This is a genomic window from Sulfurimicrobium lacus, from assembly GCF_011764585.1.
GTDB classification, from domain to species: Bacteria; Pseudomonadota; Gammaproteobacteria; order Burkholderiales; family Sulfuricellaceae; genus Sulfurimicrobium; species Sulfurimicrobium lacus.
On sequence record NZ_AP022853.1, the window covers coordinates 2,217,107 to 2,233,069 of the forward strand.

Consider the following 15,963-nt stretch of genomic DNA (forward strand, 5'->3'; position numbering starts at 1 on the left):
ATTGCAGGTTAACTATCGTGCTGGCGCGAATGGCTTTGCTGGATGCTGCGGCGATGGAAGCGGAAAAGGGTGCGTTCCAGCCATTCTTCCATGTCTTCGCTCAAATCGGCGAAATTCGCCTTTACCCTGCTGATGCCATTGGCCTCAAGTTCCACCCCTGTCACCGTGGCGGGAAGCATCAGAGCCTGGGGCAATTTCGGGCTGATGTGGAGTGAGACCAGCACCATTTGCTGTACGGCCGGGACGCTTTCAGCAAACCACTCCAGCGACTTGGCGCGGAGAAAAACGTGGTGCAAAGGCGGAAGTTCGGCCTGCTGGCGCGCGAGTTGCGTCATCAGGCTGAGCGCCAGGTCCAGCTTGGCTTCCAGCCTTTCCATGGCTTTCCCGCTGGCGGATGCGGTATCGCGCTCCACTTCGGCAACCGGCGTTTCAAGCACCGCCAGTGCGCGCAGGAGTGCAGCGCCGGCATGTTGCCATTGCTCGTTCTGGAGGGGCTGGAGGCGTCCGAGCGGCGTCCAGCTCAGCGGCAGTTCGGCCGCGTAGAAAATCCCATTCGATTCAAATTTATTTGGCATGGCCGGAGTATAGCAACCGCGTGCCGTCCCTGGCGAGAAGCGCGGACCCGTATGCCGCCTCGGTATGGGCTGCGGTGCCGACCGGAACGCCCAGGAAGCGTGCGCGCAGCGCCGTGAATGCGGCGTTGTGCGCGCCCCCGCCTGCGCTCAGGACTGCCGTTAGCGGCGTTGCCCCCAGTTTCCGCAGCAGTTCATAGCCGTGTGCTTCTATGCGGGCGATCCCTTCCAGCAGCCCATGCAGGAAATGCGCCGGGTCGTCGGGGCGCGGCGTGAGGCGCGGGAGGTAAAGCGGATCGTTGATAGGGAAACGTTCGCCGGGCTTCGGCAAGGGGTAATAATCGAGCCCGCTGGGCCGGTTGGGGTCTATTTCCCCGCTCAGGCTTTGCAGTTCGGCATCGCTGAAAAACATCCGCAGCACGGCGCCGCCGCTATTGGAGGCGCCTCCCGCCAGCCACAGCTCGCCAAAGCGATGGCTGTAGACACCATGTTCTGGGCTATCCACCTGTCGTTCCGAAAGGAGCTTCAACACCAGGGTGGAGCCCAGCGAGCTCACTGCCTCGCCCGGTTTCGTCGCCCCTGCCGCGAGAAAAGCGGCGATGCTGTCGGTGGTGCCGGCGCGCACCAGGCAATCGCGCGGCAGGGCGAAATGGTGGGCGATGCGCCCGCTGACCGGGCCGATAACGGTACCGGGTTCCACGATGCGCGGTAACAAGGCGGCCGCCGGGAGCTGTTTGATCCAAGCCGGGTAATCGAGGGTATCGGGATCGGCACCGGTCTTCAAGGCGTTGTGATAGTCGCTGATGCCCAGTTGGCCGTGCAGCTGGAATGCGAGCCAGTCGGCCTGGTGCATCAAATGACGCGCATTTGCGAACTCCGGCTGGCGCTGAAACCACAGCAGCTTGGCCAGCCCCGACGTCGGCGTAGCCACAAGACTGTCGGGTGCGCGCTGCGCCAGGCTTGCTGCCTCGTCGCCGGCGCGTACATCGTTGTAGAGCAGGGGGGCGCTCAGCGCTTCACCGGCGGCATCGCACAGCAAAACGGTGGCGGAAGTGGCGTCGATGGCAACGGCCCTGAGCACGCTGCGCAGCGCGGCCGGGACTTGCCCGATCAGCTCGAACAGGGCCGTGCGCCAAAGCGCGGCGGATTGCTCGCCGTGGAAGTCGTAGCGGCACTCGGCAAGGATTTCTCCCACCTCGTCGATGACCGTGGCGCGGGCACCACCGGTGCCGAAGTCGATGCCTAGAAAGGCGTGAGGGGTGAGGGGGGTGGTGTTCAACGGTTCAGCTCGCTGCATCTCCGTTCTCGACCCTCAGCCGCGTGTATTCGAATTCGCCTCGAATGCTGTCAGCTCGACATGCGGCGCCGGCTGCCAGCCAATTTTGCGGTGCTCGGCGACGACATTGGTGAAGATACCGCCACGTACGTAGAACTTGGCCGTCAGACGCATGAAGCGCGGGTGGGTTGCCGCCACCAGATCGTTCAGGATGTGGTTGGTGACCGCCTCGTGGAAGGCGCCCTCGTTGCGGTAGGACCACATGTACATTTTCAGGCTTTTCAGCTCGACGCATTTCTGGTCGGGAATATAATCCAGGATCAGGGTGGCGAAATCCGGCTGGCCGGTCTTGGGGCACAGGCAGGTGAACTCCGGGACTTCCATGTGGATATGGTAATCTCGCTCCGGATAGGGGTTTTCAAATGTTTCGAGTTCTTTGCTGGGTTGGGTCGCCATGGCTCGTTCCAGAAGGTTCAAATATATGCGCATTATAACGTGATGACCTTACTCGTAATGATTTGCACGTGATTGTCCGGCCGTAAATTTTTTACTCCAACGACTTGGGATATAGCTTTGGCATGCAAACCTTGGTTATCATGCAACCAATACCCTTTATTGCCATAAATCATGATTCACTGCGAGCTTCGAGTTATTCATTAACAAGCCCATAGGACAGACACTGGATGATTGGCGACACTCAGGACGATAGGCGGACTCCCATACCGGGAAGCGAAAAGCGCGCTTTTACCCGCAACGTGATTTATCTGCCAGGGGAGTTCGCGGCGCTCGGGCAAGCGGTGCGCGCGATCGTGATTCAGGATTTTTGTCCGGGAGGAGTATTCCTCTCATTTCAGCTTGGCGAACAGGTGTCAACGCAGCCGGTACCGGCTCGCGACGAGACTATCGAAATTCGCTGTACGGTCCCCTCGGCCAGCGGCGTTCAATCCTTACGTTTCCTGGGCAGAGTGGCGCGTGCGGATCGCAGCGGTGCCGGCATTGCATTTATCAATCCCAGTTTCGAAGCGCTGCATTTTCTTCACGAATTTGCCAAGAGCACGCCGCAAGATCAAGGCCGCAGAACGGCACCGGAACCTGAAGGAGCGGGCGCTGCAGGCGTAACCGATGCGACGGCTGACTCGCTCGTCAGCGTATGCCGACAGCTAGTTGAGGATCGTCTCGATCCAATAACCAAAGGCTTTCTGAAACAGGTCACCGATCGCATTTTCAATCTCGCTGGCGAGGTCCGCAATGTTGCCGAGAAAAACGCCTATTACGCCGCATTGAACGTCTATAACAAGGACGGTGCAGCGTTTGTTGGCGAATTTCTGACCCGCATGAAAAATCGGCTGCGGCAGACACCCCTGGTGACCAGCGCTGCCAAGACGGACGCTCCTGCCTCAGGTGGCGGGGGATTGTCCCTGTCTTTGGTCGAGGAAGATGTTTTCGAAGACTGGCTTGCCGCCACGGACATCGCGCGCACGGTGGAACTCGAACACAAGGAGCAACTCAATGCGCTGGAACGGCGCCTGAGCGTGCTTTTCCAGCAGCCAATCGACAAGGAAAACAATCCCTTCGGTCCAACCGTCATCAGCCAGATTTTTCAGGAGGCACTGGTTACACTCGCACTCGATCGCAAGGTGATGGCGGATAGCTGCAAGGTGTTCAAGAGCGTGCTTTGCGAGCAAGCCGGCGAACTGTACACCGAACTCAATCGTCGTTTGATCGACAGCGGGGTGATGCCCGTCCTGCGCCTTGCAGGCACACAGATGCAACCGGTCCATTCCGTGGAGGAAGCCGCGCCGCAGCCGCGCCAGCACGTGGAGGCTGTGCCCCATTTGCCCACCGAACCGGCCCACGCGCAAAATGTGGCGGTGCCGAAGGTACCAGCCGCACCGACAATGCAAGCCGCACCGACAATGCAAGCCATACCTTCGTCTGAAATCCAGTTGCCTCCGCTTGCGCAAACATTCCCGCCCGCGCCACCCCTCGCGTCTGGCGAAACGACTTCGGTGGGGAACAGGGTCACGGCGGGTGCGGAACCCCAGGTATCCGAGTCGGCGGCCACGCCTCGAGCATCGCGAGACTGGTATCAGCTGATACAGGGGTTGCAGCAACAGCTTGCGGGGCAGGTCGGACGTCCAGCCGGGACACCGCAGACACAGCATCAACCGCAGTCCCAACCGCAGCATCAAGCCACCGATGGTGGAAGCGCGGCGCCAGGCCCTGCTGCTCCTGGTGTTCCCGGCACTCCCGCGAGTACGCCCGCAAGCCAGCCTGTTGAACCTCGTCACTTTACGACGGAAGAAGTGCTTTCCGCACTTTCCCGCGTCAGGCCTGAAACACCTGGGAAACAGCCTGGCGAAATGTTCCACCAGAATTTCATGCACAAGCTCCAGTCGGCGCTGGCTGACATCGCGCCAGGCACCGAAGCCAGGGCAATCCCTACTCGCGAAACCGCTCTCCTGGAAATCGGCGGCAACCTGTTCGACTCCGTGCTGACCGACGAACTCGTGGCCGACACGGTCAAGCCGTGGCTTAACCAGCTTTCCGTTCCCCTGATAAAAATGGCGTTGCGCGATGATTCGCTGTTTTACGACCAGACCCACCTGGCGCGCCAGTTGATCAACCAGATCGCGGAACTGGAACTGTTCGGCGCGATTTCCAATGTCGAGAACGCGGTCAGAAAAAAGGTCGATGGACTGCTCACCGAGATTTCCGGCGCGGAGGAGGTTTCGCCGGAACTGCTCCAGCGAATCCTGAAGGAAGTCAGCCGTCTGGTGCATGTCCAGAACAAGGCTTACGAGGGAAATATCCGCGACCTCCGGGTAAACTGCGAAGCCGAGGAACTGCGCGCCAAGAGCGCCGAACCGTCAGCTAAAACCAGTTCGTTTAACAAGCTATTGAGCGGACTACGGCCGCTGATGGGAGCTGTCCAGGAAGAAGCGGTCCCGGTCGTGGAAGACGATGCGCTGCGTGAATACAGGAAGCGGGCGCGCCGGCTGAAAGTCGGCAGCTGGCTGATGCTGAAGCGCGATGATCAGCGCAAGCGCATCCGGCTGGCCTGGGTGGCAGACAACCAGGACAAGTTCGTTTTCGTCAATCTCCAGGGTTTAAGAGAGGAGTCGTTCAGCCAGAAGGAGTTGGCGGAAACGCTGCGCAGCGGCGATCTCACGGTTCTGGACGAGGGCGATGAGCAACTGGTCGACCGCGCGCAATCGGCGATGCTGCAAAAGGTCCACACCAAACTTCTGCATGAAACCGCTCACGACCAGTTGACCGGCCTCATCAACCGCCGCGAATTCGAGAAGAGCCTGGAACGAATCCTGGCGCAGGTGCGTGAATCCGGTATTTCGTCGATATTGTGCTATCTCGACCTGGAACAGTTCAACGTCATCAACAACGTCTTCGGCTACGAAGGTGGCGACCGTGCGCTGGTCGAGGTGGCCCGCATGCTCAAGCAGGAACTGGGCGACCTTGGGACGCTGGCGCGCATCGGCGGCGACGAATTTGCCATGCTGTTCGAGAACAGCAGTCTCGAAGACGCGCTGAAAGTCACTTCCCGCCTGACCAGCGTTTTCCGCGACTACCGCTTCATATCGGGCGACAAGACACTGTCCATCTCCTTTAGCGCCGGGATAGTGGCGATCGACCCGGAGAGCGAGAGTATCGAACAACTGCTGCAGGCGGCTGAAACGAGTTGCCGCATTGCGCGCTCCAAGGGGACCAATTACGTTCAGGTCTACCGTGCCGACGAAGCCAGTACGGCGCGCCACCTGAAAACGGTCAAATGGGTAAGCCGGATCGACAAGGCGCTGGACAACAATACCCTCGAGTTGCGCTGCCAGCCCATCGTCAGCATCGGCGGAAAGAGCGTGGCGGTGCATCACTCCGAGGTGCTGCTGGGCGTGCCGGACGAAGATGGAAAACTCATTTCGCCGGTCGATTTCATCATGGCCGCCGAACATTTCCGGCGCATGGCCAGCGTGGACCGCTGGGTGGTGGAACACGCCTTCAAGTGGCTGGTCGACCGCCGCGATAAACTGGATCAACTGGGTGGCTTGGCCATCAACCTGTCGGGCGTCTCACTCAATGAGGAAGGTTTCATCGACTTTATCATCGAGAAGGCGGAAAAGCTGAAAGTCCCGATGAACAAGGTGTGTTTCGAAATCACAGAAACTGTGGGCGTTTCCCACCTTTCGGATGCGGCCGAATTCATCAACGTTTTGAAGCAAAAGACCGGCTGCTCCTTCTCTCTCGACGATTTCGGCAGCGGTCAGTCCTCCTATGCTTACCTGAAGAACCTGCCGGTCGACTTCCTCAAGATCGATGGCGCATTTGTCGAAAAAATGGACGAGAATCAGTATGATTTCGCCGTTGTTAAGTCGATCACCGAAATCGGCCATTTCATGGGCAAGAAAATCATTGCCGAACGCGTGGAAAACGAGGCGGTGCTGAAACTCTTGCGCGGCATCGGCGTCGACTACGCGCAAGGCTACTACCTTGGAAAACTCCGCAACATGAAGGCACTGGGCAGCTGATTTCCGTCACTTCCACCTGTTTCAATTAAAGCTGCCGTTTAGAACTCTTGCGCCTCACCCACATCAAACTCGCCGGTTTCAAGACCTTCGTCGACCCCACCACCATTCCCGTGCCGGGACAGCGGGTGGGTGTGGTCGGCCCCAACGGCTGCGGCAAATCCAACGTGATCGATGCCGTGCGCTGGGTGATGGGCGAGTCGCGCGCTGCCGCGCTGCGCGGCGAATCCATGCAGGACGTGATTTTCAACGGCGCCGCCACGCGCAAGGCAGTGTCGCGCGCCAGCGTGGAGCTCAAATTCGACAACAGCCTGGGCAAGGCGGCGGGGCAGTGGTCGCAGTATGCCGAAATCAGCGTCAAGCGGGTGCTGCACCGCAACGGAGAATCGCAGTATTTCATCAACAACCTGCACGTGCGCCGTCGCGACGTCACCGACATGTTCCTCGGCACAGGCTTGGGGCCACGCGCCTACGCCATCATCGAGCAGGGCATGATCTCGCGCATCATCGAGGCGCGCCCGGAAGATTTGCGCATCTTCCTGGAGGAAGCGGCGGGCATTTCCCGCTACAAGGAACGCCGCCGCGAGACCGAATCGCGCCTCAAGGACACGCGCGACAACCTGGCACGGGTCGAAGATATCCGCCAGGAACTGGATAAGCAGCTGCAGCGCCTGGAAGTGCAGGCGCAAGTGGCGCAACACTACCACCAGCTGCAGCAAGCGTCCCAGACCACGCAGCACTTGCTGTGGCTGGTGAAGAAACAGGAAGCGCTGCTCGCTCGCGAACGTGCGCACCAGCAGGTGGACAAGCTCGTTAACGAGCTTGAGGCGGAAACCGCAACCCTGCGCCAGTCCGAAAACCAACTCGAAACCGCACGCGCCGATCATTTCGCGGCCGGCGACGCGCTGCACGCCGCACAGGGCGAGCTGTATGCCGCTAACGCTGAAGTGGCGAAGCTGGAACAGCAACTGCAGCACGAGCGCGAAACGCATAATCGCCTGACCAGCCAGCTCGGCGCCTGGAGAAACCAGCAAAGCCAGTTGCAGCAGCAGTACGGGCAGGCGGAAGAAAGCCTCGCGCTGTGGCGCGCGGAGCGCGAGACGGCGCAATGCAACATGCAGGAAAGCGCCGACACGGTCGGTGAGGAACGCGAGCGGCTGCCGCAAATGGAGGCTGCCTTCCGCGAGTGCCAGCGCCGTCACGGCGACCTGCAGCGCGAACTGACCCAGCTGGAGCAGGCGCTGCAAATAGAAGAAGCGCACCGCAGCCACGCAAGGAAGACGGTGCAGCAACTGGAGACGCGGCGCGAACGGCTGCAACAGGAAGCGGCCGGCTTGCCGCAACCGGACCAGGCAGAACTGGAGCGGCGCCGCGGCGAACTGGAAGAAATGGCCGGCGAGTTGGCGCATTGCCAGGCACAACAACATGCATTTCAGGCCGGTCTGCCCGCGCTGGAGCAGGCGCAACATGCCGCCCAGCAGGCAGCGCATACCGCCCAGCAACGGGCGACAAAAATCGACGCGCAACTCCATGCCCTGCGCCAGATGCAAAGCCGGCTGGAACACAACCACAAGCTCAAGGACTGGCTGGCTGGACACCAGCTGGACGGCTTGCCGCGACTATGGAACAGCATACGCATCGAAGCTGGCTGGGAAGCCGCGCTGGAAAGCGTGCTGGGCGAGCGTCTCAAGGCAGTCGCGCTGGAAAGCATCGAGGTGGCCAGTGCCTGGCTGGTCGATACGCCGCCCGCACCGCTGGCGCTTTATGAAGCCAGAGCACCGGGCATCGCATCGGCCACCGGGACGCTCACGCCGTTGCGGCAACGGGTGGAAGGGCCGGCAGGCCTGCTGGACGAATGGCTGCATGGCGTGTATGCGACTTCCAGCGTCGACGAAGCCTGGGCGCTACGGCACCAGCTGCAGCCCGGAGAATGCCTGGTCTGCCGCGAGGGGCACGTATTCACCCGCTCCAGCGTGAACTTTTACGCGCCTCAATCCGAGCTGCATGGCGTACTGGCGCGGCAGCGCGAGATCGAAGCGCTGGCGGGCGAGCTGGAACAGACGCAGGCCGAGATGGCGGCACGCCAGGGCGAAGCGGCGCGGACTGGCAACGAGCTGAAGGGAGCGCAGCATGAACTGGCCGAGTTGCGCAGGACGGGCGGCGACATTCAACAGCGTCACCACCGCCAGCAACTGGAAACAGAACGCATGGCCCAGCAACAGCAGCATCTGTCGCAACGGCGCGAACAGATCGGCCACGAAATCGGCGACATCGCGGCGCAGCTGGAAATCGAGATGGAGCGGATCGGCGAACACGACTACAACATCGAGCGTCAGCAGGAGCAGATCGCGGGGCTGCACGAACAGCTGGAGGATGCGAAAACGGTGCGCGGCGAGTCGGAAATGCTGCTCAACCGCCAGCGCCAGTTGGCCCAGGCGGCGGAGCGCGCCGCGCAGGAAGCGGTATACCAGCACAAGAACTGCGTTGCCAAGATCGATGAATTCGAGCGCGCTGTCGCGGCGCTGGCCAGGCAGCTCGAAGAACTGGCCGGGCGCATCGCGGAACTGGAAGGGGAGGCCGGCAGCCTGCAGCAGGGCAAGCTGGACGCTCTGCTGCAGCAGGCTTTGCTGGCGCGCAAGGAACAGGAAGGCAGCCTTGCTGCCGCGCGCGACGCGCTGGCCGAAGCCGGCAACGCCCTGCAGCAACTGGAACAGCAGCGCCTCGCCAGCGAACACAAGCTTCATCCCTTGCGCGACCGTCTGGAGCAAGCGCGCTTGAAGGAGCAGGAGGCGCGGCTCGCCGAGGAGCAGTGGCAAGAGCAACTGGACGCTGCGGATGCCGATCCCGAGTCATTGTGGCCGTTGCTGGAAAAGCGCCCCAGGGCAACGGAGCTGCAAGGCGAGGTCGAGCGCCTGGCGCAGGAAATCGAGGCGCTCGGCGCGGTCAATCTGGCCGCACTGGAGGAATTGAACAACGGGCGCGAACGCAAACAGTACCTCGACGCCCAGTTTCAGGATTTGTCCGAAGCCATGGATACCCTGGAACAGGCGATCCGCCGCATCGACCGCGAAACCCGCGCGCGCCTGCAGGAAACTTTCGACACCGTGAACCGCCATTTCGGCGAACTGTTCCCGGCGGTGTTCGGCGGCGGTAATGCGCGTCTGGAAATGACCGGGGAGGAAATCCTCGATGCCGGCGTGACGCTCATCGCCCAGCCGCCAGGGAAGAAGAACAGCTCCATCCACCTGCTGTCAGGCGGAGAAAAAGCGCTTACCGCACTGGCGCTGGTGTTCGCCATGTTCCGCCTCAACCCGGCACCGTTCTGCATGCTCGACGAGGTGGATGCGCCGCTGGACGACTCCAATACCGAGCGCTTTTGCGAACTGGTGAAAAAAATGTCGCAGCAAACGCAGTTCATCTACGTCAGCCATAATAAAATCACCATGGAAATGGCCGAGCATCTGGTGGGCGTCACCATGCAGGAATCCGGCGTATCGCGGGTGGTGGCGGTGGATCTGGAGGAAGCGGTGAAATTGAAGGATGCGGCTGCGCTATAATCCCACGGGATAAATCAAGACCAAGAATAATCAGGACAGAGAACCGGACATGAACGAATTGCAAGTGTATTTGTTGGCCATCGGCGTAGCGGCGATTTTTGCCGTGCTGGGTTTCAACCGCTGGCAGGAGTACAAGTATCGGCGTCAGGCGGAGCAGCGTTTCCCTGCCAATCGCGACGACGTGCTGCTGGCGGAAAACAGCGTGCCCGAGCGTTTGGAGCCGGTGCTGGACACGGCTCCTGAGGAAGAAGAAATCGAAGAAATCTACACGCCGGACGACGTTGATTTCGAGCAGGAAACCCCTCCAGCCTGGACGGCGAGCGAAACGTTCGAACCCGAAGCTGCAACAGCGGCGGATCTGCCGGAAGAACCCTTGGTTGAACCGGTTGTCCGGCAGGCACCGCACGTTCAAGAAATCGTTGCGCCGCAGCAGACAGAACTCGCCCCCGATACTGCAACAGAATACGTCATCACCCTCAATGCCAGCGACCCCATCACCGCCCATGCACTGGTGCTGATACTGCAACAGCTGAAAAGCGTCGGCAAGGCGGTTCGCTGGCTCGGACGGCGCACCCAGTACGATGGCTGGGAGGAAATCGCTCAGGCCTCGCCCAGTGCCGAATTTGTCAAACTGGCCGCATGCCTCCAGCTGGCAGACCGCAACGGCCCCCTCCAGCTCGACGAGGTCAATGCTTTTTGCGACATGGTACAAGCCGTGGCGGCCAATCTCTACGCGGTGATGGATTGCCCGGACAAGCAGGCCGCGCTTGTTGCAGCGGCGGAACTGGACCGGTTCTGCGCCGACGTGGACGTGCTGATCGGGGTAAATGTCATTTCCAAGGACGGCAACCCCTTTGCCGGCACCAAGCTGCGCGGTCTGGCCGAATCGGCCGGGATGCGCCTGATGCCGGACGGAAATTTCCATTACTTCGACGACAAGGGCGCCGCGCTTTTCGCGCTCGGCAACCTGGAGCCCACGCCATTTTCTGTCGAAGGCATGAAGCATCTGTCCACCCACGGTGTGACATTCATCTTCGACGTGCCCAAGGCTGCCGGGGGGGTCCAGGCCTTCAACCAGATGCTGCTGGCCGCACGGCAGTTCACGGTACCGTTGTCGGCCCTGATGGTGGACGATAACCGCAAGGAACTCAGCGACACCGGCATCGACAAAATCCGCCAGCAACTGGTGGCCATATACGCCACGATGGAACGGCACGGCATTCATCCCGGCAGTTCGCAAGCCAGCAGACTGTTCGCCTGATGGATGTGCCGGCACAGCTTGCCGAACGCGCTCGTGCGCTGCGCGAGGAACTCGAGCGTCACAATTATTCGTATTACGTTCTCGATGCACCAACCATTCCGGATGCCGAGTACGATCGCCTGTTCCGCGAGCTGCAACTGCTAGAAAGCCAGCATCCAGCGCTGTTGGCGCCGGATTCCCCCACCCAGCGCGTCGGCGCCGCGCCCCTCGCGCAATTTGCCCAAGTCCAGCATCGCACACCGATGTTGTCCCTCAACAATGCTTTCGAGGATGCCGATGCCGTCGCGTTCGACCGGCGCGCGCGCGAGGCCCTGGGCATCGAGCTCATCGAATACGCGGTAGAGCCCAAGTTCGACGGCCTGGCGATCAGCCTCACCTACGAAAACGGCGTGCTGGTAAAGGGCGCCACGCGCGGCGACGGCTATACCGGCGAGGACGTGAGCGCGAATCTGCGCACCATCAAGGCCATCCCGCTCAGCCTGCACGGAGCAGGCCTGCCGCAGCTGATGGAAGTACGCGGCGAAGTGCTGATGCTGAAAGCCGACTTCGCCAAGCTCAACCAGCACCAGCGCGATAAGGGCGAGAAGGAATTCGCTAATCCGCGCAATGCCGCAGCCGGTTCGCTGCGCCAGCTCGATTCGCGTATCACCGCCAGCCGGCGCCTGACTTTTTTCGCCTACGGCCTCGGTACCCAGGAAGGCGGTCTGCGATTTCGTCGCCACAACGAAATGATGGATTTTCTCGCCGCCCTCAGGCTGCCGCTTTGTCCGGAGCGCAAAGTGGTAACCGGCTCTGCGGGCTTGCTCGACTATTACCAGGCGATCGGCACCAAGCGTGAGGGTCTGCCATATGAAATCGACGGCGTGGTATACAAGGTCAACGAGCTGGCGCAGCAGGAACAACTCGGCTTCGTGTCCCGCGCGCCGCGCTGGGCCATCGCCCACAAATTCCCGGCCCAGGAAGCGCTGACCGAAGTGCTGGGGATCGACGTGCAGGTCGGCCGCACCGGGGCGCTGACGCCGGTGGCGCGCCTCAAGCCGGTTTTCGTGGGCGGTGTGACAGTGTCCAATGCAACCCTGCACAACCAGGATGAAATCGACAGGAAAGATGTACGCGTAGGCGATACGGTAATCGTGCGCCGTGCCGGCGACGTGATCCCGGAAGTGGTTGCAGTGGTAGCTGAAAAACGTCCTGTGCCCGAACCACCTGGCTTCAATATTCTAAAAACATTTCCGAGTTGCCCGGTCTGCGGCTCCCATGTCGTGCGCGATCCGGAAGAAGCCGTGGCCCGCTGTAGCGGTGGACTCTATTGCCCCGCGCAGCGCAAGCAGGCGATACTGCACTTCGCCAGCCGCCGCGCCATGGACATCGAGGGCCTGGGTGACAAACTGGTGGAGCAGCTGGTGGACAAGGATATCGTCCATAATCCCGCTGATCTCTACAAGCTGGATGTGCTCGTCCTGGCCGCGCTGGAACGCATGGCGGACAAGTCCGCACAGAACATTATCGCTGCCATCGAGACCAGTAAGAACACGACGCTGGCACGCTTTGTCTACGCCTTGGGCATCCGCAATGTCGGCGAAGCCACGGCAAAGGAGCTGGCTGGTCATTTCGGCACGCTGGAACGGCTGATGGAGGCGGATATGTCCGCTCTGCAACAGGTGGCGGACATCGGCCCGATCGTGGCGGACAGCATCCTGCAGTTCTTCAGCGAAACGCATAACCGCGAAGTGATCGAACAATTGCGTGGCGCGGGCGTCCAATGGCCGGAAGGCGAGGGGAAAGCCGTAGGCGGCGCGTTGCAGGGAAAGGTTTTTGTTCTGACGGGCAGTTTGCCTAATCTCACGCGTGACCAGGCCAAGGAGCAGATCGAGGCTCAGGGCGGTAAAGTGACCGGCAGCGTGTCGAAAAAAACCGATTACGTGGTAGCGGGGGCCGAACCCGGCAGCAAGTACGACAAGGCACAGGAACTTGGAGTTAATATTCTGGATGAAGATGGCCTGATAATGCTATTGAAAGGAAAAGAATAAACATGCAAAAAGTAACCAAAGCAGTGTTCCCGGTCGCGGGTCTCGGCACCCGCTTCCTGCCCGCCACCAAGGCCAGCCCCAAGGAAATGCTGCCGGTGGTGGACAAGCCGCTGATCCAGTACGCGGTGGAAGAAGCTATCGCAGCCGGCATCACCGAGCTGATTTTCATTACCGGCCGTACCAAGCGTTCCATCGAGGACCATTTCGACAAGGCCTATGAAATGGAATCCGAGCTGGCGGCGCGGGGCAAAAGCAAAATGCTGGAAGCGGTGCGGGATATCATTCCCAGTCACGTTTCCTGCATCTATATTCGCCAGGTCGAGGCCCTGGGGCTGGGGCATGCCGTACTGTGCGCCAAGCCGGTGATCGGCGATGCCCCGTTCGCCGTGATTCTGGCCGACGACCTGATCGACGCCGAGCCGCCGGTGATGAAACAGATGGTGGAGAAGTTCTCCTATTACCAGTGCTCGGTGCTGGGCGTACAGAACGTCGCGCGGGAAGAAACCTCGCAATACGGAATAGTGGATGCACAGTTGCTGACCGACCAGGTTTACAAGGTCGACAGCATTGTGGAAAAACCGGCGCCTGAGGTGGCGCCCTCTACTTTGGGCGTAGTTGGCCGATATATCCTTACGCCGCGCATTTTCCATCACCTGGAGCACATTCAGGCCGGGGCGGGGGGAGAGATCCAGCTCACCGACGGCATCGCCGCACTGCTCAAGGAGCAGCAGGTGCTGGCCTACCAGTTCAACGGTACGCGTTACGATTGCGGCAGCAAGCTGGGGTATCTCAAGGCGACGGTGGAACACGCGCTGAAGCACCCCGAACTGAGCGGGGAATTCGCCAGCTATTTGAAAGAGATGAGCCGTACACTCGAATGATATTTATGTGCAGGGAGGCCGGATTTGGAATCCTTAGTCATCACTTGGCGTGAACTGCTGATCATCGTCGCAGTCGTGCTGGCGGTCTACGTCGCCGAAATGCTGCTGTTGTTGCGTTCCAAGCGGGGAGGGCGGCGCTGGAAGTCCGACGCGGCATCTGCCGAGCCCAGGCTCGACGCGCTGGAAAGCGAAATAGAGCAGGTGCACGCGCAGCTTCTGCATTTCAAGGAACAGCTCGACAAGCTCGAAGCCGCCCCGCCGCCGCAGGCGAACGCTCCGTCGTCCTCGCCTTACAGCCAGGCGATCCAGCTGGCCAAGCAGGGTGCGGATGTCAGCGAGGTGGCGGCGAACTGCGGCATCTCGCGCGGCGAGGCCGAGCTGATCGTGGCCATGCATAGGGCCAAAGGGCTATGATCCAGAATGATGTAGTTACTCAACTGCAGATGCTGATCAAGACTTCCGCGCCGCCGCTGCTGGAAGTCTCGCAACAGCAGCTCGAACTGCCGCAGCTGGTTCCGGGGCAGAAGCTGCCCGCCTTCGTGGTCGCCAATCTGCCCAATGGGCGCTTCCAGGTCCTGATTGCCGACAAGATGCTGGACATGAACCTGCCCAAGAACACCCAGCCAGGTGACACGGTGGACCTGGTTTTTGTCACCACCAAGCCGCGCCTGACTTTCGTGCTGGCAAGCGATCTCGGCAATATCGCCAACTCGGCCAATACGGCTAGTGCAGCAAACGCAAAACCCCAGGTTTCCCTGAGCGATACGGCGCGCTTCCTGGGCGGACTGCTGGAGAAAACAACCCAACCCGACGCCACAAACACTGCCAAAGGCATGGCAACGGCGGTCGCGAGCGCTACACCGCTGGTTTCCGCCGCACCGACCAATACGCTTGATTTCGCTCAGGCTCTGCGCGGCGCATTGACACAAAGCGGCTTGTTTTATGAATCCCATCAGGCGCAGTGGGTGACGGGCCAGATCCCGTTGACAGATTTGCTGCGCGAACCGCAAGGGCGCCTGTCTCCCGCCGCCGAGGCGCCGCAAACCGCCCAAGGCGGCGCAAACCCGCAGGCGTCTGTCAATGCGCAAACCACGGCACAGACACAACAAACTGTGCCGAACCCGCTGCATTTGAACGATATGCTAGCGGCCAAGCCGCTGGCTGCCGACCAGATCGCCCACCCGGATACCCTGCCACTGGTTCGTCAGCAGCTGGAAGCGCTGGACTCCCGCCAGGTGGTATGGCAAGGCCAGGTATGGCCGGGACAGACCATGGACTGGAAGGTCGAGGAACGCTCGGCGCGGGAACAGCGCGGCGAAACGGCGATGCCGGAGTGGCAGACCAGCCTGCACATGGTGTTGCCGCACCTGGGAGAAATCGCCGCTACGCTTACGCTTCAGCCCCAAGGCATCCGCATCCAGCTGGGTGCCAGGGACGCGGCGAGCGCGAAATTGCTGGCGGAACAGCGTATCGCCCTGAAGCAGGGGATGGAAACCTCCGGCCTGCAGCTGGTTGAAATGAAGGTGCGCCATGAAACCGAAGGATGACCGGCGCACCGCGGTCGCCCTGGCCTACAACGCGGGCCAGGCCGCGCCGAAGGTGGTCGCAAAAGGGCGTGGCCTGCTGGCGGAGGCCATCATCGAGCGTGCCAGGGAAGCCGGCGTGTACGTGCATGAATCGCCGGCCCTTGTCTCCATCCTCATGCAAGTCGATCTGGATCAGCACATTCCGCCCGAGCTCTATGTGGCAGTGGCGGAATTGCTGGTATGGCTGTATCGCCTGGAGCATGGTTTGACGCCGGAAATCCCGCCCGGCGTGGCGGAAAAGCTGCTGAAATGAAGTGCTGAATGG

General features: G+C 61.0%; 11 protein-coding genes. 8 read left to right on the forward strand and 3 right to left on the reverse strand.

Translation table 11 applies throughout. The annotated features are described in order from the left end of the window. Positions 1-8: 8 nt before the first annotated feature. From SKTS_RS10945 to queF, 3 genes are read right to left on the reverse strand one after another with little or no spacing between them, the layout of a single operon-like run. On the reverse strand, positions 9-575 hold the full coding sequence (locus SKTS_RS10945) for a PilZ domain-containing protein (protein ID WP_173064584.1): 567 nt from the start codon (positions 573-575) through the stop codon (positions 9-11). Further along, positions 565-1,869: an FGGY-family carbohydrate kinase gene (locus SKTS_RS10950; RefSeq protein WP_173064587.1), complete on the reverse strand. Its 1,305-nt coding sequence runs from the start codon at positions 1,867-1,869 to the stop codon at positions 565-567. Before SKTS_RS10950 ends, SKTS_RS10945 begins: the two co-directional genes overlap by 11 nt. Before the next feature lie 15 nt (positions 1,870-1,884). Further along, positions 1,885-2,304: a preQ(1) synthase gene (gene queF / locus SKTS_RS10955; protein ID WP_173064590.1), complete on the reverse strand. Its 420-nt coding sequence runs from the start codon at positions 2,302-2,304 to the stop codon at positions 1,885-1,887. Positions 2,305-2,531: 227 nt separating this feature from the next. Between queF and SKTS_RS10960 the strand changes: the two genes are divergently transcribed. From SKTS_RS10960 to SKTS_RS10995, 8 genes are read left to right on the forward strand one after another with little or no spacing between them, the layout of a single operon-like run. After that, positions 2,532-6,386, forward strand: a complete 3,855-nt coding sequence (locus SKTS_RS10960; protein ID WP_173064593.1) for a DUF1631 family protein — start codon at positions 2,532-2,534, stop codon at positions 6,384-6,386. Positions 6,387-6,433: 47 nt separating this feature from the next. After that, positions 6,434-9,940 (forward strand): chromosome segregation protein SMC, encoded by a 3,507-nt coding sequence (smc, locus tag SKTS_RS10965; RefSeq protein WP_173064596.1) that lies wholly within the window; start codon positions 6,434-6,436, stop codon positions 9,938-9,940. A 49-nt stretch (positions 9,941-9,989) separates the two neighbouring features. Beyond that, positions 9,990-11,201: a cell division protein ZipA gene (locus tag SKTS_RS10970; RefSeq protein WP_173064599.1), complete on the forward strand. Its 1,212-nt coding sequence runs from the start codon at positions 9,990-9,992 to the stop codon at positions 11,199-11,201. Next, entirely contained in the window at positions 11,201-13,231 is a 2,031-nt protein-coding gene (gene ligA, locus SKTS_RS10975) for an NAD-dependent DNA ligase LigA (protein WP_173064602.1), read from the forward strand. Before SKTS_RS10970 ends, ligA begins: the two co-directional genes overlap by 1 nt. A gap of 2 nt (positions 13,232-13,233) precedes the next feature. After that, positions 13,234-14,112, forward strand: coding sequence for a UTP--glucose-1-phosphate uridylyltransferase GalU (gene galU, locus SKTS_RS10980; protein WP_173064605.1), 879 nt, complete (start codon positions 13,234-13,236; stop codon positions 14,110-14,112). A gap of 24 nt (positions 14,113-14,136) precedes the next feature. Further along, positions 14,137-14,526 carry a DUF2802 domain-containing protein gene (locus SKTS_RS10985; protein ID WP_173064608.1) on the forward strand — a complete coding sequence of 130 codons (390 nt, stop codon included), beginning with the start codon at positions 14,137-14,139 and terminating at the stop codon, positions 14,524-14,526. Next, entirely contained in the window at positions 14,523-15,659 is a 1,137-nt protein-coding gene (gene fliK / locus SKTS_RS10990) for a flagellar hook-length control protein FliK (protein WP_173064612.1), read from the forward strand. Before SKTS_RS10985 ends, fliK begins: the two co-directional genes overlap by 4 nt. Then, positions 15,643-15,951, forward strand: a complete 309-nt coding sequence (locus tag SKTS_RS10995) for an EscU/YscU/HrcU family type III secretion system export apparatus switch protein (RefSeq protein WP_173064615.1) — start codon at positions 15,643-15,645, stop codon at positions 15,949-15,951. The genes fliK and SKTS_RS10995 overlap by 17 nt, the downstream gene beginning before the upstream one ends. Positions 15,952-15,963: the final 12 nt, after the last annotated feature.